Below are 19,498 nucleotides of genomic sequence, written 5' to 3'. Positions count from 1 at the left end.
TATAAAACAAAACTATATAACAAACTGAAAATGAATAAAAAACTATTATTAGACAACCTGAGATGTATCCCGGATTGGCCTATTAAGGGTGTTAACTTCCGTGATGTGACTACCCTATTCAAGTCACCTGAAGCTCTTCAGGAAATTACTGATGAGATGGTTGATCTCTACAAAGGTAAGGGTGTAACCAAGATTGTGGGTATCGAGAGTCGTGGCTTCGTCATGTCTTCTGCCGTTGCCACTCGTTTGGGTGCTGGTATCGTACTTTGCCGTAAGCCTGGTAAGCTTCCTTGTGAGACCATTCAGGAAAGTTATCAGAAGGAATATGGCGTAGACACAATCGAGATTCATAAGGATGCTATCAACGAGAATGACGTTGTTTTGCTCCATGATGACCTCCTTGCAACTGGCGGAACGATGAAGGCTGCATGTGACCTTGTTAAGAAGTTTAATCCTAAAAAGGTGTATTGCAACTTCATTATCGAACTCCATTCGGAATTTCCTAACAGTCGTGACCAGTTCGATAAGGATATTGAAATCACATCTTTGCTCCAATTCTAATCAATCAAGAATCATCTAGTTAGTAAAGAAAAGAAAGGAGCTATCCAGTTAAGAGGATTGCTCCTTTTCTATTTCAGGAATCATTATTACGTCTAATAAGCAACAAGCAAAACAAAAGAGCAAGTCCTATCCCTATAAAGCAAATATAATACACGTAGCATAGTTAACGTTCCACGTGAAACAAGACAGTCTAAAAGACCTTTAAACAAAGCAGTTACACAAAATGAATAAAGAAGATAACTTGAAGCGATTAGCCTATTTAAAGAGTATTGTTTCGAGCCTCCCCGAGAAGCCCGGAACTTATCAATACTATGATTCAGAACATACAATTATCTATGTAGGAAAGGCGAAGAACCTTAAGAACCGTGTATCATCTTATTTCCACAAAGAGGTAGATAGATTCAAAACAAAGGTACTTGTTTCTAAAATACATGATATAACTTACACTGTTGTCAATACAGAAGAAGATGCCTTACTAATCGAGAATCAACTCATCAAACAATACAAACCAAAGTATAACGTATTACTTAAGGACGGGAAGACTTATCCGAGCATCTGTGTAACAAACGAATATTTTCCACGCATATTCAAAACGCGTACAATTAATAAACATTATGGCACATTCTATGGTCCTTACAGCCATATTGGTAGTATGTATGCCATTTTAGAGATTATAAAAAAGGTTTATAAACCACGTACATGTCGCTATCCAATCACAAAAGAGGGCATAGAACAGGGCAAATATAAGCCTTGCTTAGAATACCATATACATAATTGTGGTGCCCCATGTATCAACAAACAGAGCTATGAAGACTATCAAGAAGCGATCAAGCAAGCACGAGAAATATTAAAAGGAAACACTCGTAACGTACAGCAAATGCTCAGATCAAAAATGCAGAAATATGCAGAAGAACTGAAGTTTGAGGATGCAGAACTCTGTAAACAGCGCTATCTTGCTCTCGAAAACTTTGCAGCAAAGAGTGAAATAGTCAATTATACTATCACAGATGTCGATGTTTTCACCATCATAGATGATGATTCTCGAAAGAACGCATTTGTTAATTACATTCATGTTAAGAATGGCGCAATCAATCAAAGTTTCACTTATGAATACAAGAGAAAGCTCGATGAAACCGATGAAGAGCTCTTGAACGTGGCTATTTTAGAGATTCGCGAACGCTTCAAAAGCACCGCTAAGGAGATAATAGTACCTTTTGAACTTGATTTTAGGATAAAAGATGCAGAGTTCGTCATACCTAAACGGGGTGATAAATGGCACCTTCTAGAACTATCAGAGATGAATGCCAAGCAATATAAATTCGATCGATTAAAACAATCGGAAAAGCTAAATCCACAGCAGAAACAGACTCGCTTAATGCGAGAACTGCAAGAGAAACTTAAATTACCAAAGCTTCCTTATCAAATAGAGTGCTTTGATAACTCCAATATCTCTGGTTCTGATGCTGTTGCGGGATGTATTGTTTATAAGGGCATGAAGCCTTCCAAAAAAGATTATCGTAAATATAACATAAAGACAGTGGTTGGTCCTGATGATTATGCAAGCATGCAGGAGGTCGTTAGAAGACGTTATACACGTATGCAAGAAGAAGGTTCTGCCCTCCCCGACCTCATTATTACAGATGGTGGTAAGGGTCAAATGGAAGTGGTAAGAGAGGTTATTGAAGATGAATTACACCTCAAAATCCCTATTGCTGGACTTGCCAAGGATGATAAACACCGCACAAATGAACTTCTCTTTGGCTTCCCACAGCAAGTAGTAGCACTCAACGTGAAGAGTGAACTATTCCGAGTTCTCACACAAATACAGGACGAAGTGCATCGATATGCAATCTCTTTTCATCGCAGTAAACGCTCTAAACATCAGTTACACAGCGAGTTAGACGATATAAAAGGTATTGGTCCGAAGACAAAGGACATGTTATTAAAGAAACTGAAGAGCGTAAATAACATAAAAGAAGCTGATATTCAATTACTTACAAATATAATAGGTGCAAGCAAAGCTAGCATTATCTACAATTATTTCCACGCTGAATAAGCAGAGAACCAAATAAATATTGTACATTTGCCGTATGAGAATTGTGATACAAAGAGTGGCTCAAGCATCCGTAACCATTGGTCAACAGGTGAAGTCCAGCATACAAGCAGGACTGCTTATCTTGCTTGGTATTGGCAAAGAAGATACTGAAGAGGATGCTAACTGGTTGGTGAATAAGGTTATAGGACTTCGTATTTTCAATGATGAACAAGGTATAATGAATCGTAGTATTATGGACATCAAAGGCGAGATCCTAGTTGTATCTCAGTTCACACTCATGGCTAGTTACAAGAAAGGAAACCGACCCAGTTGGATACACGCAGCCCCTCATGAGCTATCAATTCCGCTCTACGATTACTTCTGCAAGACCTTAAGCGAAGCATTAGGAAAGCCTATTAGTACGGGAGAATTCGGTTCCGACATGAAAGTAAAACTATTAAATGATGGACCAGTAACCATTTGTATGGATACTAAAAACAAAGAATAATGACAATACAAGAGGCACAAGAGGCTGTAGATAAGTGGATTAAACAGTATGGAGTACGCTATTTTAGCGAACTAACAAATATGGCTTGTCTTACAGAAGAGGTCGGAGAACTGGCAAGAGTCATAGCTCGAAGCTATGGAGACCAAAGCTTTAAGCAAGGAGAAAAGCCCAACCTCGGAGAGGAAATGGCTGATGTTTTGTGGGTTCTACTCTGTCTTGCAAACCAAACAGGCGTTAATCTCACAGAAGAACTACAACGCAGCTTTGAGAAGAAGACGTCACGTGACAGAGACAGACATAAGAACAACCCAAAACTTACTGATAATCAAGTATAAAACCAACTTCTAACTAATAAATAAAACATCTACATTACAATTATAAAATAATAATATGGGAATCATTAAAGACACCGTTTCAAAGGATATCCAAGCGCAGAAAGCGAATGGAATTGTAGAGAAGAGTGAGTACGATCAGGCTTTAGAACAATACGACCTCAACATTACTGATGAGGATGTAAAGGCCGCAGTAACAAAGATTATAGCAGAGAAAGTATCAGAGAATGATAATCCAGAAGTAAAGAAATTCTTGCTTGGTAGCGTCGAACTAACCACACTCAGCACTGCAGATACCGAAGAGAAAGTACTCGCAATGGTAGAGAAAGTCAACAAATTCGATAGTGAATACCCTGATCTTCCACATGTTGCAGCTGTCTGTGCATACCCTTGTTTCACCAAATTAATCGCTGATAGCCTTGAAGTGGATGGTGTCGACATTACCAACGTAACGGGTAACTTCCCTTCATCACAGGCTCTTCTTGAGGTAAAAACCATTGAGACAGCACTTGCAATAAAGGATGGTGCAACGCAGATAGACATTGTCATGCCTGTAGGTAAGTTCCTTTCTGGTGATTATGAGGGAGTTTGTGATACCATCGGAGAACTGAAACAGACCTGTGGGGACGTTCCTATGAAGGTAATCCTAGAGACTGGCGACCTCCGCAATGCGCGCGATATCAAGACAGCAGCAGTCCTCGCTATGTACGCCGGGGCTGACTATCTAAAGACAAGTACGGGTAAAGAGAAGATTAGTGCTACTCCCGAGTCCGTTTACGTGCTCTGTCAAGCCATCAAGGAGTACCACAAGAAGACGGGTATACAGATTGGTTTAAAGCCCGCAGGAGGCATTAATACGGTCATGGATGCCGTTATCTACTATACTATCGTTAAAGAGGTTCTAGGCGAAAAATGGCTTACTAATTATTGGTTTAGAATGGGTACAAGTCGGTTAACAAACCTTCTTCTTAGCGAGATCATCGGTTCAGAGACTAAGTTCTTCTAGACTGACAGCATAACACATAACGTCCCCACCCTTTCATAAAAGGCGTGGGGATTTTTCATTGTAACCCATTTCTCTATTCCATCCATACATCTATACCATAAGAGAAAACGCTTCTTTAAACAGCAAGAAACACTTACCTTTATCAGAGAAAACATTCCCTAAAACTAGAAAAAGGCTTTTTGTGATTTAAAAAATAGATTATTAATTTAGTATTATTAATCTATTATCATTTTATAAATAAATTATTTTTCAAAACACCAAACACCCTTCTTCAAGATAACAAATTGTTATATCCATTGAAGAAGGGAGCCTTTATAATTAATAAAACAGCTTATTTGTAAGCTTAATAAGTATTATTTATATTGCTATCAACCTACTCTAACCAATCATTATTTCTTTCTTTTGATGACATAATCAAGGTAGGTTTGCAAAGATGTACGTATATTCTCATCGATAACATATTGATCGATAAATCGCTGTGCCTCGGCATGGAAGTCCCACATACGACGTTCCGCATATTCTATTCCACCATTTTCTTTTGCAAACCGAACCAAGGTCTCAACCTCTTCCTGTGTCACATTATGTGCTTTCACCTTATGAACTAACCTCATCATGTCCTCATCTTGCGTTGCATTCAACGCATATATGATGGGCAAAGTGAGCTTACCTTCTGCAAAATCATTGCCTGTTGGCTTACCAATCTCAACCTCCGAATCATAGTAATCGAAGATATCATCACGGATTTGAAACACTATTCCGAGGTTTTTACCGAATAGTCTTGCTGCCTCAACCTGCTCTTCTGTAGCGCCAGCAGACTCTGCTCCAATCGCAGCACAGGTCTCGAAGAGAGCCGCAGTCTTACGTTCTATAATCTTATAGTATACCTCTTCTGTTACTTCTTTATTCTGTATATTAGCTAACTGGAGTATTTCTCCATCACTTAAAGTGCGCCCCAATTCAGCTAAACGGCGTACTATCATCTCCGAATGAGTATAACTAACGTGCAAAAGTGCCGTTGATAGCACATAATCACCAACCAACACAGCCACCTTATTATCGTAGTCAGCATTCACACTAGCCTGCCCTCGACGTTCAGCAGCCTCATCCACCACATCATCATGGACAAGTGATGCCGTGTGAAGGAGCTCTAAACCAACTGCTGCATGCTGTGTTACACGTGAGACCTTACCAAAGTTCTTAGCCATCAAGAGGATAAGGATAGGGCGCATACGCTTTCCTGCGCGCTGCTTAATATGGTTCAAAACCACCTGTAACAGCCCATCCTCGTGGTTGAGAGCATGATTAAAAAGGTCGATGAAATCGACTAATTCTGTCTCAATCGGTTGCTTTATTAGTGAAAGGGTATCCATTATTGACTTCAAATTTGATACAAATTTAGTCAATAAATCGCATATTATGGAATATTTTTAGTACTTTTACAGCTAAAAATTACATATTTACTTTATGGCAAAACTGTTCCTTCTCGACGCTTATGCGCTAATCTTTCGCTCTTATTATGCACTACTTCGCAGCCCACGTATTAATTCTAAAGGTTTGAATACATCGGCTATTATGGGGTTTTGCAACACCTTAAATGAAGTGTTAACTAAGGAGAAACCAACGCACATAGCTGTTGCTTTTGATCATGGAAAGACCTTCAGACACGATGCATACCCCCAGTATAAGGCGCAAAGAGAGGAAACGCCGGAGGATATTAAGCTCTCAGTCCCTATAATCAAACAGATATTAGAGGCATTGCACATCCCTATCTTACAGGTAGATGGCTTCGAGGCAGATGATATCATAGGTACTGTTGCAACCCGATTCGGCACCGATGGAATCAATACATTTATGCTTACTCCCGACAAGGACTATGGTCAACTGATTGGACCAAACGTTTTCATGTATCGTCCAAAGCATGGCGGAGGTTACGAAACACTTGGTGAAAAGGAGGTAGAAAGTAAGTATGGAATCCCTACCCCAGCCCAAGTCATAGACATTCTGGCGTTGATGGGTGACACAGCAGATAACTTTCCGGGGTGTCCAGGCGTTGGTGAGAAGACTGCAGCGAAGTTAATTAATCAATTCGGGAGCATTGATAACATGCTTGCTCATACTAATGAGATAAAGGGGAAACTACGGAATAAGGTCGAAGCTGCCGTTGAAGATATCAAAATCTCTAAGTTCCTTGCAACAATCCGTACGGATGTTCCATTGCAGTTGGAACTAGATGAAATGAAAGTTCAGCAACCGGATGAAGAGAAACTACGTGCGATATTTGAAGAATTAGAGTTTAAGATACTTATTAACAAGTTTCTTAACAAAGACAAAGAGAAGTCAAAAGTTATCGAAAATCAGCTTGATTTATTTGCAGAATTTACGCCCGACAACCCAAGCGAAGCAAAAAACGAGAGTTTTGAGAGCCTTAAAACGACCCAACACAACTATCAACTCATTGATAATGAGGCTGATTTGCATCGATTATGTGAGTTTTTTTTAACAAAAGAAACGCTTAGTTTAGACACAGAAACCACTTCTACCGACGCAATTAGTGCTGAGTTGGTGGGCTTGAGCTTCTCTGTTGAGGAAAAGGAAGCCTTTTACATCCCTATTCCAGAGAATCGCGAAGAAGCCTTGAAACGTGTTGCAATATTCAAACCAGTATATGAAAACGAGTCGATTCTAAAGGTTGGTCAGAACATCAAGTACGATTATGAGGTACTAAGCAACTATGAGGTGAAATTGAAAGGAGCGATGTTCGACACGATGATAGCACACTATCTCATCCAACCCGAACTTCGTCACAACATGGACTACATGGCTGAAACACTCCTTGGATATCGAACCATACACATTGAAGACTTGCTTGGCTCGAAAGGAAAGAAGCAAAAGAATATGCGCGACTTAAGTCCTTCTGAGATTTATGAATATGCCGCAGAGGATGCCGACATCACCTTACGTCTAAAGAATGTACTCGCTCCTAAGCTGAAAGAACTCAATGTTGAAGAGTTGTTCTGGAGCATTGAGATGCCCCTTGTTCGTGTACTGGCTGACATGGAACTTACTGGTGTTCGCATTGATACGGAAGCATTAAAAGAAACATCAAAGATATTCACGGAACGTATGAGACAATATGAAGTGGATATCTTTAAAGAGGCTGGTGAAGAATTTAACATATCGAGTCCAAAGCAGGTAGGTGACATCCTTTTCGGTAAGATGCAGATTATGGATAAACCCAAGAAGACCAAGACTGGGCAATATGTCACTAGTGAAGAAGTGTTGCAGAGTATCGAGTCTAAGCACCCAATAGTACGTAATATACTGAACTACAGAGGTATGAAGAAGCTGTTAAGTACCTATGTCGAAGCCTTACCAAAACTGATTAACCCTCGTACTGGACACATCCATACCTCTTTCAATCAGGCGTTAACTGCAACGGGAAGACTATCCTCCAGCGACCCTAACCTACAGAATATTCCAGTGCGAACAGACGACGGAAAAGAGATTAGAAAGTGCTTTATTCCAGAGGAAGGATGTATGTTCTTTTCAGCTGACTATAGCCAAATTGAACTGCGAATCATGGCTCACCTATCAGAGGATGACAATATGATGGAGGCTTTTAGAGAGGGTTATGACATACACAGGGCGACGGCAGCTAAGATCTGGCATGAGGCTCTTGACGATGTGACGGACGCACAGAGAAAGAAGGCTAAGCAGGCTAACTTTGGTATTATATATGGTATAACTACTTTTGGATTAGCCCAAAGGATGGAGATACCCAACAATGAGGCAAGGGCGTTGATACAGGACTACTTCCGCACATTCCCTAAGGTTCAAGCCTACATGGAACATGCGAAAGAGCTTGCAAGAAGCAAAGGTTATGCAGAAACATTGTTCCATCGTCGCCGCTACCTACCGAATATCAACAGTCGAAATGGTACCATCCGAGGTTTCGATGAGCGCAATGCTATCAACGCACCAATACAAGGGACAGAGGCAGACATTATAAAGGTTGCTATGGTGCGGATATGGAATCGATTCAAAGAAGAGGGTATCCGCTCAAAGATGATACTACAGGTACACGACGAACTCAACTTTTCTGTTTACCCAGATGAGCGTGAGAAGGTGGAGAAAATAGTCCTCGAAGAGATGCAGAATGCCTATCCCCTCAATGTCCCACTAATAGCTGATGCAGGTTGGGGAAAGAACTGGTTAGAAGCACATTAAGGCTCTTTCCAATTCTTCAGGATCAAAGGAGAATGGTGCTAAAAGCAAACTTAACTTCCTCTATTAAGGGTTATTTTCATTAGTATTTATAGCTTAAAACAGAGTTATGGATAAGGAAGAAACAAAGAACAAAGCGGAATATTTCGTTGCTATCATCAGTGAGTTTGCAAAAAGAAAGAATCTCACTGACAAACAAGCATATAGATATTTGAAACGATATAAGGCTATTGATCTCATTGATCGGTTCTATGGTGTAATGCACACGCAGAGCTTTCGAGACGTTATCAATGACTTAATAACATTCTGTCAAAGGCAAGGAGGAGCATTAGTATGACCTTATACCATGGTTCCAATCAGATAGTAACGGTCATAGACTTTGCTAAGTCCAAACCAAACAAGGACTTTGGTAAAGGCTTCTACCTAAGTGCTGACAAGCAACAAGCCCTTGAGATGGCAGAATATAAGACCTTTACCAATGGTGGTAAACCTATTTTAAATGTCTATGAGTTTGACGAAAAGCAATTAGATAACCCCAACCTAAAGGTCAAAAGATTTGAAGGATATACCAAGGAATGGGCTGAGTTCGTTTTTGCCAACCGCAACTCTGCAGATGGTGGAAGTACACATGACTGTGATATTGTCATTGGTCCAATTGCAAATGACCGTGTCGGATTACAGATCAGACGCTATATAGAACAAGAGATAACCTTCGAAACTTTCCTAGAAAGGCTGAAGTACATGAAAGGAATAACCTTTCAATACTTCTTCGGAACCCAACAGTCCATCCAACTACTTAAACGCTTATGAACGAAACAAACTATATGATTGAGTGTATAACACGTGACCTCATTCTCAAACTCATGTCTGATAAGGACATGAATATGCAAGAGGCAGTTGATACTCTCTATAATTCTGACACATACGAAAAGCTCAAAGACACCCGAACTGGGCTTTATTTCCAAAGTACTGGATACGTCTATGACTATCTTAACAAGGAATTGCTAACAGGGAAAATGCAATAAGCGACAACCAAAGAGACGCCCTTTTCGATTTGAAGAGGGCGTCTCTTTGCATCAAAGGAAGCCTCTCTTCAAATCGAAGAAAGCCGTTCCTTCTTTACAGTACATTATCCCGTTAACTATTCCTCCCCTACTTGCGAGATTGATTGGGGCTTTACATCCCTTCTTTCAGAGGAACTTTAGGAGACTTTCTGTTAACCATTCCAACCCTTAGAAACGGCTAAATGGCGTGTTAATAACAACGTGAAAAACACTAACAAACCACTTTTTAGACTGCATATTGCAATGTTAAAAAGATAGAAAAGCCTTAACATATAGCATTTTTGGCGTACTTTTGCAATTTAATCAAGCAATGAAATTTGAATGAGTCTTACTAGTTTAGTAAACAAACTATACTTCCAACCACGTCGCAAGGAGCTAGAACGCTATACTACTGATAGTGAAGCTATCCAGCAGGAGGTTATGGAATACCTTATAGAACAGGCTAAAGATACAGAATACGGACGCAAACATCTGTTCTCAACCATCACTTCTTATGATGATTTCGTGCATAACGTGCCTGTCAACACCTATGAAGAACTGAAGGATGACATCGATAGAATGCGGCATGGAGAACGTGATATTCTATGGCCAGGAGTGGTTAGATGGTATGCTAAGTCATCAGGAACTACAAACGACAAGAGCAAGTTTATCCCCGTAACTCACGAAGGATTGCAAACCATTCATTACCAAGGAGGTAAGGATGTAATTGCTTATTACCTTAGTAATCACCCTGAGAGTAAACTCTTCAATGGCAAAGGTTTGATCCTTGGGGGTAGTCATTCTCCCAATTACAACTTGCGCAACTCACTTGTTGGAGACCTAAGTGCAATACTCATTGAGAATATCAATCCACTCGCTAACTTTGTGCGTGTACCAAAGAAAGAGACTGCTCTTCTAAGCGATTTCGAGGTGAAACGCGATCGAATAGCACGTGAAACTCTTACGCAAAACATCACTAATATCTCTGGAGTACCATCATGGATGCTATCCGTACTAGTGCGTGTCATGGAGCTAAGTGGTAAACAACATCTTGAAGAAGTATGGCCTAATTTGGAGGTATTCTTCCATGGTGGCATTGCTTTCACACCCTATCGTGAACAATACGAACAGCTTATTACAAAGCAGGGAATGAACTATATGGAGACATATAACGCCTCGGAAGGGTTCTTCGGAATACAGGATGACCCTTCAGATAGCAGTATGTCGCTCATGCTTGATTATGGAGTATTCTACGAGTTCTTGCCTATGGACGAGTTTGGAAACGAGCATCCGAACATCGTCCCACTATCTGGTGTAGAGGTTGGACGCAACTATGCCATGCTGATTAGTACCTCCTGCGGTCTTTGGAGATATGAGATTGGCGACACAGTACAGTTTACTTCCACCCGTCCTTATAAGTTTATTATCACCGGAAGAACCAAGTATTTCATCAATGCCTTTGGTGAGGAACTCATCATGGACAATGCTGAAAAGGGACTTGATGCCGCTTGTAAAGCTACAGGAGCGCAAATATTAGACTATACCGCAGCACCTATTTATATGGATGCAAAGGCTAAGTGCCGACACCAATGGCTCATTGAGTTTGCAAAAGAACCAGCATCTATTGCAGAGTTTGCCACTATCCTCGATAACAAACTACAAGAGATAAACTCCGATTATGAGGCTAAACGCTATCATAATGTGACCCTTCAGCCCCTCGAAATCATTGTCGCTCGTAAGAACCTCTTCAATGATTGGCTGAAAACAAAGGGTAAGCTCGGTGGTCAACACAAGATTCCTCGCTTGTCAAACAGCCGTTCTAATCTTGAAGAATTACTGACAATGAACGAGTAAATACGCTCTTCTTGATTATAAATACCCGCATAGAATGCTCGGCATACACCCCTCATTGACTATAAAAGTTCAATAAGATATGAAGAAAATAACACTCGCATATAGTCTTATAACCCTCCTTCTCCTATCGTTAGTGTCGTGTGCTAAGATGGGACAACCCGATGGTGGATGGTTTGACGAGACACCTCCTAAGGTCGTTGGAGCCTCTCCCTCTGATCGAGCAACCGATGTAAACAGTAAGAAAGTGAACATCTTTTTCGATGAGTTCATCAAGTTAGAGAACGCATCAGAGAAGGTTGTTGTGTCTCCACCACAGCTAGAAGCACCAGAGATAAAGGCTCAAGGCAAGCATATCTCCGTCGCTTTGCAAGACAAACTACAGCCGAATACAACCTACACTATCGACTTCTCGGATGCAATCTCCGATAACAACGAGGGCAATCCACTAGGTAATTACACTTACAGCTTCTCTACTGGCGATCATATTGATACTCTCGAAGTATCTGGCTATGTGTTGGAAGCAGAGAATCTGGAGCCTATCAAGGGGATACTTGTGGGTCTTTACAGCAATCAGAGTGACACTGCTTTCCAAAAACTACCGATGTTGCGCGTCTCAAAAACCGATAGTCGGGGGCACTTTGTGATACGTGGTGTTGCTAAAGGAGACTATCGCATCTATGCACTAAAGGATGCGGACGGCAATTACATGTACAATCAAAAGAGTGAGGAGATTGCTTTCACGCCTGAAGTTATCATGCCTTCGTGGAAGCCGGACATACGACAAGACACGCTATGGACGGACTCTTTGCACATCAAAGACATTAAGCAGGTGCCTTACACCCACTTTCTTCCAGACGACGTAACGCTCTCTGCCTTCACAGCAGTACAAACGGATCGATACTTCATAAAGGCAGAAAGAAAGGATGCAGACCACTTCACGCTCTTCTTTAGCTATGGAGATGCGAGCCTACCACAGCTTACTCCACTGAATTTCAACGCTAAGGATGCCTTCTTGGAAGAGCCAAGTATGAACCAAGACACCATTACTTATTGGCTTCGTGACTCTGCGCTTATCAATCAAGACACCCTACGTATGAAGATGACTTACAATATGACGGACAGCACGGGGAGGCTTGTTCCACAGACCGAGACGCTTGAGCTACTCGCCAAAACCCCTTATGCAAAGCGCTTGAAGAGCCAACAAGAGGAATACGACAAGTGGAAAAAGAAGCAAGATAAGGCTAAGGAACGTGGGAAAGCGTATGAGACTGCAATGCCAGCAAAGCCTCTTGATGTGAAATATAACGTCCCGTCGCAGATGAGCCCAGACCAGAATCTATCCTTCGAGATTGCTGCTCCAATAGAGAAGATCGATACTTCCAAGATACAACTCTATGAGAAGGTGGACAGCTCATGGTATCGAGCGAAGTACCAGTTGGGTACTGAACCTGGAAAACCACGTCAGTTACAACTCGTCAGTGCGTGGGATACGGGCAAAGAATACAGCTTGGAGCTTGATTCGGCAGCCTTCACGGATATCTACGGGAGGCTTTCTAAGAAGTACAAACAGGGTATTCGCATCCCTTCCATTGATGAGTATGGCACCTTGGTGATGTCTCTTGAGGGCATGAAGGGCAAGAACTGCCTCGTACAACTGCTCAACGAAAGCGATAAACCAGTAAGGGAAACAACCGCAAAAGACGATAAGGCGACCTTCTACTACATAAAGCCTGGCACGTACTACATGCGTCTCATTGTCGATGATAACGATAACGGTAAGTGGGACGGAGGTGATTATGCAACGCAGCGAGAGCCTGAGGCGGTGTATTACTACCCCAAATCCATAGAGTGCAAAGCGAAACGTGATGTGCAAGGAACGTGGAATCCACGCCTTCTACCGCTCTATCAACAGAAGCCTGGAGCAATTACTAAGCAGAAGGCAGATACGCAGCGTAAGGCAAGGAGTCGTAATCTGGAGCGTGCCCGCAGCCTCGGTATAGACCTCCCAAGCGAAGATATACTACAAGGGAAGGTAAAGATTAAGAAGGTAAAGGATAAGAGGTCTGAGCCTAAAAAGTAGATTTTCACCCAATCCTAAGCCTCATCTATACCCCCTCTTAATAACTAAAGAAATAAGAGAAAACCCGCTTTAAAAAACAAAGAGAGCCTTTCTTCAATTTGAAGAGAGGCTTTCTTTGCATCAAGGAGAGGCTCTCTTTGCCCTCAAAAGGGCGTTTCTTCATTTATTGTGAGTTTATACCTCTATAGCAGTTATAGCCTCATACAAGGTAAAGATAAGGCTTAATGAAGCTTTCCAAGCATAAATGGCAAGTAGCGATAGACGATTGCTACAATACAGCTTGCCACTATGCAGACCAAAGCATAGGCTATCAGTACACTATAATAAGCTCCATGATAGCCTAAATCCACCTTCTCAAGTGCTAAAGATAAGCAAAGGGGAACACCTCCACAGACGAAATAATAAACAATACTATGCGCTCCAACCCACTCTAAAGGCTTACACCTTGGCAGTTGCTTACAAACATTGACAAGTAAGAAAATGCTCGTCAACATATCAAGAAAGAATAGGAAATAAGAGTCTATACCCATTGGGTATATCATTGTGTGCACCCCTTTGCACGTTGCATAACCTTTTATTACTATAAGAAATATAAAGAGGAATGACGTATATAATGGTGTGTTGATACGGTTGAAAACATCTTTTCGACATTGATAAAACCATCCGATATAAAGGAAAAGGACTGCTTGCAAGGCATTGTTGATACACCAAGGATAATCAGTGGATTGTTTCGTTAAAAGTACCGAACCAACAAAAGCACAAGAAGAGAGAATGAATAAGGGTATAACTTTTCCACGAGTTATCCACAAGAAAAGGCTAAAAACGACTTCAGAAACTATCAAGGCAGCTATAAACCAAGAGGCTCGACCTGTCAAGATAGGAAATAATAAACTCTCCCAGTCTATACTATGACCATGTACAAAGGCTTTCGGAAGTGCCAAAACTATGGTAAAGAGAAAGTAAGGAAGAAGTAAACTGCACCCTATCGAAGTCAGCTTATGCCTCAAAGAAAAGCCTTGCTGTTTGTACATGAGGTATCCTGACAGAAAGAAAAAGACGATTAAAACATTCGAAACATACCAATCATAAGGAATAAGGTTACCTCCTGTATAATAGATTTCAGTATGGTCTAACAATATTGCCAACATACAGAAACCTCGCAGCATGTCTATCCAACGTTCCCTCTCTACCATCATTTGCTCTATTGACAACCCTCCATTATAAGTGTCCTTATAGTCAGATTATTATAAATTCACTAATATTTCCTCTCTATCTCACAATCGCCACCTTACAAACAACACCATTGTTGCCATCTTCATCAGCACTTTCAACCATGTAAACACCCGATGCAACAGGTTTACCGAACTTGTCCTTGCCGTCCCAAACAAAGCTACCACCATTGCTAGTACCTGCTGCAACGAGTACACCATTTGTAGTGACAATCTTCACATCAACGTTCATTGAGAGTCCAACAATGGTGATTGAACCAGTATAACCAGGCTTAACAGGATTCGGATAAGCGTATGTTTTGTCCTCACTTGGTTGGTCGGATGGTGTCGTCGCATCACTCATGTAAGAGCATAACCCCTTGTCCGTACCGAAGAAGACTTCGCCTGTTGCGTTGTTGATAGCGATAGAAAGGATATTATCCGATAGGAGTGGACTATTTGAAGAGAGGATATGTTTCACCTGTGTCATATTATCGGCACTGATGAGATAAACACCATTTGCCTTTGTTCCAAACCACTTCCTGCCCCCTCCATCAATAGCCATACAGGTGACATCAATGCCCGACAGAAGATAATCAGCAAGGTTGGTACCATCGTTACGAGGCACTTTTACCTGTGTAAAGACGGCTGTTTCAGGGTTATCAATAGCCGAACGAGACAAGAGAAGTGGCCCTATAGTAGTGGTAACCCACACATCTCCATTCGACAAAGGCGTCACGCTATGGGGTACTAAGTCTAGGTTCGAACCATCCTCATTGACAAATCGAGTGAAAGAAAGCAACTTGTCGGTTGCTGGTTGGTAACAGAACAAAGCCGGATAGCCCCAGTGATCATTACAGAACCATAAGTTGTTGCGGTTATCAAAGACCATACTTGTTAGGACTGAGCCCCCTACTCCATCCTTCATAAGGGCTGGCTTACTGAAAGAAGTCATCTGTCCATCAGCCGAAAGACGCAAGAGATTCTCTCTGGAGGCTTGACTATTTAATATCCAAAGGTCTCCTTTATTATCGAAACAGAGCCCATTAATAAGCACATAGTTGTTTCCTAACTCTCGTCCTCGGTCCATTGCGCCTTGTAACAAGCTGTTGTCTTTGTTATAATAAGCCTTTAACTGCCCATCAAGGAACTCATATAAGCCTGTCCTTCCACCAACAAATACATGGTTAGCATTGCGTGGATCGACTGCAAGAACATTGTTATCAAGATAGTCATAGCCCGTTTTTAACGATAGATTCTCTTGATAATTCGTCCACTCATCATCGTGTAGAATCTGTACAGCACCAGGTGTATTAGAATCTCCATAACCTGATTTAAACATACCAGGAACAGTATATAAGCGGTTATTAAGGTATTGAATATAGGTAAAACCATTATACTTTGGACCTCCGGGGCTCAATGTTTTCGCTTGATTAAGGAGGTTTGCATCTATCGTCTTAGGTCTTTCCACATAGCCACCAACCCGTGTCCAGTTGTTCTTATCAAGCAAGTTTGCCGTTAACGAAGCACGATATAGCCCATTAGACTGGCTTGCGGCATAGATATAAGAACCATCCAGATAACTATAATTAACTGGGAAAGAGAGGTTGTAACTATCGCTTATTTCTGCCTTAGCAACATTGAGTTTAACAAGTCCAAAGCCTGTTGAGAGATAGCAATAAGCCCCATTCATATCAATACTATAGATAGTCTTGTCGGAAGTCAAAGCCTTTAAGTAATAGTCGGGTACGTTCGTAACGTTCCCCTTAGCGTCCATTAGGTCGATATTATTGTCTTCGTAGACAATAACAAGGCGTTTGGCAACTTCGTTCCAACCAATGAATCGGATGTCAATAGAGCTTAGTCCGTTCTGTTTGTCGTATGTCTGAATACTTTGATCAGCCTTATTATAGGTGTAAAGGGCATTAGATGCAAGTACATATAACCGATTGCCTCCTTGCTCAACCCATTGTATGTTGGCATAAGAAAGGTAAGACTTCCATGTCCCGATACCTCCTGCAATAGCAGAGAGAGAGGATATGAGAATGATAAAAGATAGGATAATTCGTTTTATTGTCATAGTGGGTTCTTGTCGAAATGAATATTATCTTGCTTGCTGCTCAAGGCTTAAATAATACATGAGCTTATATACATTAAACAGAAAGACACTCGGTTTATTGCCTTGCAAAAGCTTCTTTACCTTCTCACCGAACAATTTATGAACTATTAGAATAGCCTTCACTAGATGAAATCGTACCATCCTATCTTTCATTTCTAACAACTTAGAATATCCTTTCAATAGCATTTGGTACTCATAAAGAGTTCGTAAAGACTCCTCCGTCTTATCTATAAACAAAGTGTTATTCTCATAGTCGGTTAGGGTTATGGGGTTATTAATATGGGTTATCTGAACCCCGTTCTCTTCAAGAGCCTTACCCCACAATACATCTTCATAACCATAATGAGTGAGCTTTTCGTCAAATGGGTGTTGGACAAAGACCGCTCTTTTTACCATAAAGTTAGTAGTGCGAAAACTTTGAAAAGGTCTCCTCTGTCTATCACTCAAACTATTCTTTCGTTCGAAAGCACACTCATATTTATATCTAAGATTCCCTTTCCATTGTTCTGGATTGCCACCTATTCTGATGCCACCAACGACCACATCGCTTTCTGCCTGCGTGTATCTACGAATGAAATCGGGGTTATCAAGGGATAAATCACCGTCTATGAAGAGAATACAATCACCTTTTGACTGTGAGAAAAGGAAGTTGCGAATGGCTGACCGACCGACATTCTCCTGCCTTATAATATACCGCACGCCCTCTAACTGACCAATGACTTTGTTACACTCAACGATGTACTGATTCGTAGTATCAGCCATTGTCCCATCGTCAGCCACGATAATCTCATACGCAATACCACACTCCACACATTGCCGTTGTAGCTCTGTTACCAAAGCCACACAGCTACATTTATAAACAGGAAGGAGTATTGATAGCACGTAGATGAATGCTTTAGCAAGATGAGGAAAGGTATTCTGCGAGCTTCTTAACGGCTCTTGCACGGTGAGAAATCTGATTCTTCACCTCTTCGCCAAGCTCTGCAAAACTCTTGTCATAGCCTTCTGGGATGAAAATAGGGTCATATCCGAAGCCTTCTTTACCATGTTTCTCGGTTGCAATACGCCCTTCGACACGCCCTTCAAATTGATGTTCTACACCATTAATGATTAATGAGATAACCGTGCGGAAACGTGCTGTACGCTCCTTAACATTCGACATCTTCGATAACAACTTACGCATATTTGCTTCGCTATCGTGGTCGGTTCCCTCAGCATAACGGGCTGAATGAACACCAGGCTCACCATTGAGAGCATCCACCTCAAGCCCCGTATCATCCGCAAAACAATCGTGATTGTAATGCTCAACGATGTAGGTTGACTTTTGGCGAGCATTTTCCTCCAATGTTAAACCCGTCTCTGGAATATCCTCATGACAGCCTATTTCAGCCAAAGAAACAATCTCAAAGTCCTTACCTAAGATGTCCTTGATCTCCTCAAGCTTATGTTTATTATTCGTTGCAAATACTATTTTCATCTCAAAAATTCATTTATACTTTATTTACTGAAGCCCTTTCAGTAGCTTCCATCTGCTTTTCTATCTGCTTCCTCTTATCCTTCTTTGCCTTAATCTTTATCTGATCAAAGCCTTCGCCATACACTCCTATAACCGAACTCTGGCTTACGAAGGCTGTAGGGTCAACCATCTTGATAAGACGGAAGATAGTTTTACTCTCGTTCTTCTTCGCTAGTAAGCATATAACCTTCATGTCATTGCCTGTGTACCAACCGTGTCCATCGAGTATAGTAAGGGCGTGCTCCGTCTCATCGACGATAGCTTTGGCTATTTCCTCATGTTTCCATGAGAAGATAAGGAACTGTACTGACTCCCTTCTCATGTTCATTACATGGTCAAGCATGAAGCATTCGATGAACATAGTGCAGTATCCAAAGACCATCTTATGCAATCGGTCGACCATAGAACCAAACTGCGGGAAGAAGAGACAACTACCTACTATCAATATATCGACGCCCATCAACACTTGTCCTAACGATATGTCGCGATACTTATTGACGCATGCTGCGATGATATCAGTGCCTCCTGTACTTCCATTATTTAAGAAGACGATGGCAAGACCAGTACCTGTTATACAACAGCCAATAATCAATGACATGAAATCCTGCCCTTCCCCAAGCACCTTAATGAAGTGTCCATGAGCATCAACAGGCATCAGGTCTTGTGCAAACTTCAGCATGAAATAGAGCGCGAAGATAGCATATATGGTCTTCATCATAAACTTGAAGCCCAGAATCTTTAGTGCGACAACCAACAGGGAGATGTTGATTATCATGTAAGTGTTCTCTATCTTGAATCCAGTTGCATAGTAAACAATGGCGGACATACCCGTTACTCCACCCGTAACAATCTCATAAGGAAGGAGGAAGATAGTGAAGGCAACGGCATAAAGAAGCAGTCCCATCGTAAGAAAGAGATAATCCTTTGCTTCTGAACGGATAAGCTGTTGATTAATAGTCATAGGTCTTAAAAGGTATATAGAGGGGATGTGTGCAGTGTAAACACACATCCT

At 41.3% G+C, this 19,498-nt stretch carries 17 protein-coding genes; 11 read left to right on the top strand and 6 right to left on the bottom strand.

What is annotated here, in order from left to right; all coding sequences use genetic code 11:
• Nucleotides 1-30: 30 nt before the first annotated feature.
• The 5 genes from O3603_RS00175 (at nucleotide 31) to deoC (ending at nucleotide 4,442) form a co-directional block, all read left to right on the top strand.
• Nucleotides 31-561 carry an adenine phosphoribosyltransferase gene (locus O3603_RS00175; protein ID WP_013264907.1) on the top strand — a complete coding sequence of 177 codons (531 nt, stop codon included), beginning with the start codon at nucleotides 31-33 and terminating at the stop codon, nucleotides 559-561.
• A 223-nt stretch (nucleotides 562-784) separates the two neighbouring features.
• Entirely contained in the window at nucleotides 785-2,617 is a 1,833-nt protein-coding gene (uvrC, locus tag O3603_RS00170; RefSeq protein WP_371519408.1) for an excinuclease ABC subunit UvrC, read from the top strand.
• 34 nt (nucleotides 2,618-2,651) lie between these two features.
• On the top strand, nucleotides 2,652-3,104 hold the full coding sequence (gene dtd / locus O3603_RS00165; RefSeq protein ID WP_287315310.1) for a D-aminoacyl-tRNA deacylase: 453 nt from the start codon (nucleotides 2,652-2,654) through the stop codon (nucleotides 3,102-3,104).
• Nucleotides 3,104-3,439, top strand: a complete 336-nt coding sequence (locus tag O3603_RS00160) for a nucleotide pyrophosphohydrolase (RefSeq protein WP_009434394.1) — start codon at nucleotides 3,104-3,106, stop codon at nucleotides 3,437-3,439. Before dtd ends, O3603_RS00160 begins: the two co-directional genes overlap by 1 nt.
• A 55-nt stretch (nucleotides 3,440-3,494) precedes the next feature.
• Nucleotides 3,495-4,442, top strand: coding sequence for a deoxyribose-phosphate aldolase (gene deoC, locus O3603_RS00155; RefSeq protein ID WP_009434414.1), 948 nt, complete (start codon nucleotides 3,495-3,497; stop codon nucleotides 4,440-4,442).
• A gap of 389 nt (nucleotides 4,443-4,831) precedes the next feature.
• On the opposite strand, the gene O3603_RS00150 is transcribed toward deoC, so the two are convergent.
• On the bottom strand, nucleotides 4,832-5,812 hold the full coding sequence (locus tag O3603_RS00150) for a polyprenyl synthetase family protein (protein WP_371519694.1): 981 nt from the start codon (nucleotides 5,810-5,812) through the stop codon (nucleotides 4,832-4,834).
• Nucleotides 5,813-5,906: 94 nt separating this feature from the next.
• Here O3603_RS00150 and polA point away from each other — a divergent pair, with 94 nt between their 5' ends.
• From polA to O3603_RS00120, 6 genes are all read left to right on the top strand, one after another.
• The gene (gene polA, locus O3603_RS00145) at nucleotides 5,907-8,669 is read left to right on the top strand and encodes a DNA polymerase I (protein ID WP_371519406.1); all 2,763 of its coding nucleotides are present in this window, start codon (nucleotides 5,907-5,909) and stop codon (nucleotides 8,667-8,669) included.
• Nucleotides 8,670-8,775: 106 nt separating this feature from the next.
• The gene (locus O3603_RS00140) at nucleotides 8,776-9,003 is read left to right on the top strand and encodes a DUF3791 domain-containing protein (protein WP_273540057.1); all 228 of its coding nucleotides are present in this window, start codon (nucleotides 8,776-8,778) and stop codon (nucleotides 9,001-9,003) included.
• Nucleotides 9,000-9,476: a DUF3990 domain-containing protein gene (locus O3603_RS00135; protein WP_273540056.1), complete on the top strand. Its 477-nt coding sequence runs from the start codon at nucleotides 9,000-9,002 to the stop codon at nucleotides 9,474-9,476. Before O3603_RS00140 ends, O3603_RS00135 begins: the two co-directional genes overlap by 4 nt.
• Nucleotides 9,473-9,691 (top strand): hypothetical protein, encoded by a 219-nt coding sequence (locus O3603_RS00130; protein ID WP_036894771.1) that lies wholly within the window; start codon nucleotides 9,473-9,475, stop codon nucleotides 9,689-9,691. Before O3603_RS00135 ends, O3603_RS00130 begins: the two co-directional genes overlap by 4 nt.
• 360 nt (nucleotides 9,692-10,051) lie before the next feature.
• Nucleotides 10,052-11,563 carry a GH3 auxin-responsive promoter family protein gene (locus tag O3603_RS00125; protein ID WP_371519403.1) on the top strand — a complete coding sequence of 504 codons (1,512 nt, stop codon included), beginning with the start codon at nucleotides 10,052-10,054 and terminating at the stop codon, nucleotides 11,561-11,563.
• Nucleotides 11,564-11,642: 79 nt separating this feature from the next.
• Entirely contained in the window at nucleotides 11,643-13,643 is a 2,001-nt protein-coding gene (locus O3603_RS00120) for an Ig-like domain-containing domain (RefSeq protein ID WP_371519401.1), read from the top strand.
• A gap of 221 nt (nucleotides 13,644-13,864) precedes the next feature.
• Here O3603_RS00120 and O3603_RS00115 read toward each other — a convergent pair whose 3' ends face one another.
• The 5 genes from O3603_RS00115 to O3603_RS00095 all read right to left on the bottom strand — a co-directional run bounded on the left by O3603_RS00115 (nucleotide 13,865) and on the right by O3603_RS00095 (nucleotide 19,447).
• Nucleotides 13,865-14,839, bottom strand: a complete 975-nt coding sequence (locus O3603_RS00115; RefSeq protein ID WP_371519398.1) for an acyltransferase family protein — start codon at nucleotides 14,837-14,839, stop codon at nucleotides 13,865-13,867.
• A gap of 73 nt (nucleotides 14,840-14,912) precedes the next feature.
• Entirely contained in the window at nucleotides 14,913-16,931 is a 2,019-nt protein-coding gene (locus O3603_RS00110) for a Por secretion system protein (protein ID WP_371519395.1), read from the bottom strand.
• Nucleotides 16,932-16,955: 24 nt separating this feature from the next.
• Complete coding sequence (locus tag O3603_RS00105) at nucleotides 16,956-17,852, bottom strand: glycosyltransferase family 2 protein (RefSeq protein ID WP_288954041.1); 897 nt, start codon at nucleotides 17,850-17,852, stop codon at nucleotides 16,956-16,958.
• 13 nt (nucleotides 17,853-17,865) lie between these two features.
• Nucleotides 17,866-18,447 carry a non-canonical purine NTP diphosphatase gene (locus tag O3603_RS00100; protein ID WP_155715022.1) on the bottom strand — a complete coding sequence of 194 codons (582 nt, stop codon included), beginning with the start codon at nucleotides 18,445-18,447 and terminating at the stop codon, nucleotides 17,866-17,868.
• Between the two features lie 13 nt (nucleotides 18,448-18,460).
• Nucleotides 18,461-19,447, bottom strand: a complete 987-nt coding sequence (locus O3603_RS00095) for a YitT family protein (RefSeq protein WP_371519391.1) — start codon at nucleotides 19,445-19,447, stop codon at nucleotides 18,461-18,463.
• Nucleotides 19,448-19,498 lie beyond the last annotated feature (51 nt).

Source organism: Prevotella sp. 20925_1_30 (genome assembly GCF_041433025.1).
In the GTDB taxonomy this organism is placed as follows: Bacteria; Bacteroidota; Bacteroidia; order Bacteroidales; family Bacteroidaceae; genus Prevotella; species Prevotella vespertina.
This window is presented reverse-complemented; position numbering and strand designations above follow the sequence as displayed.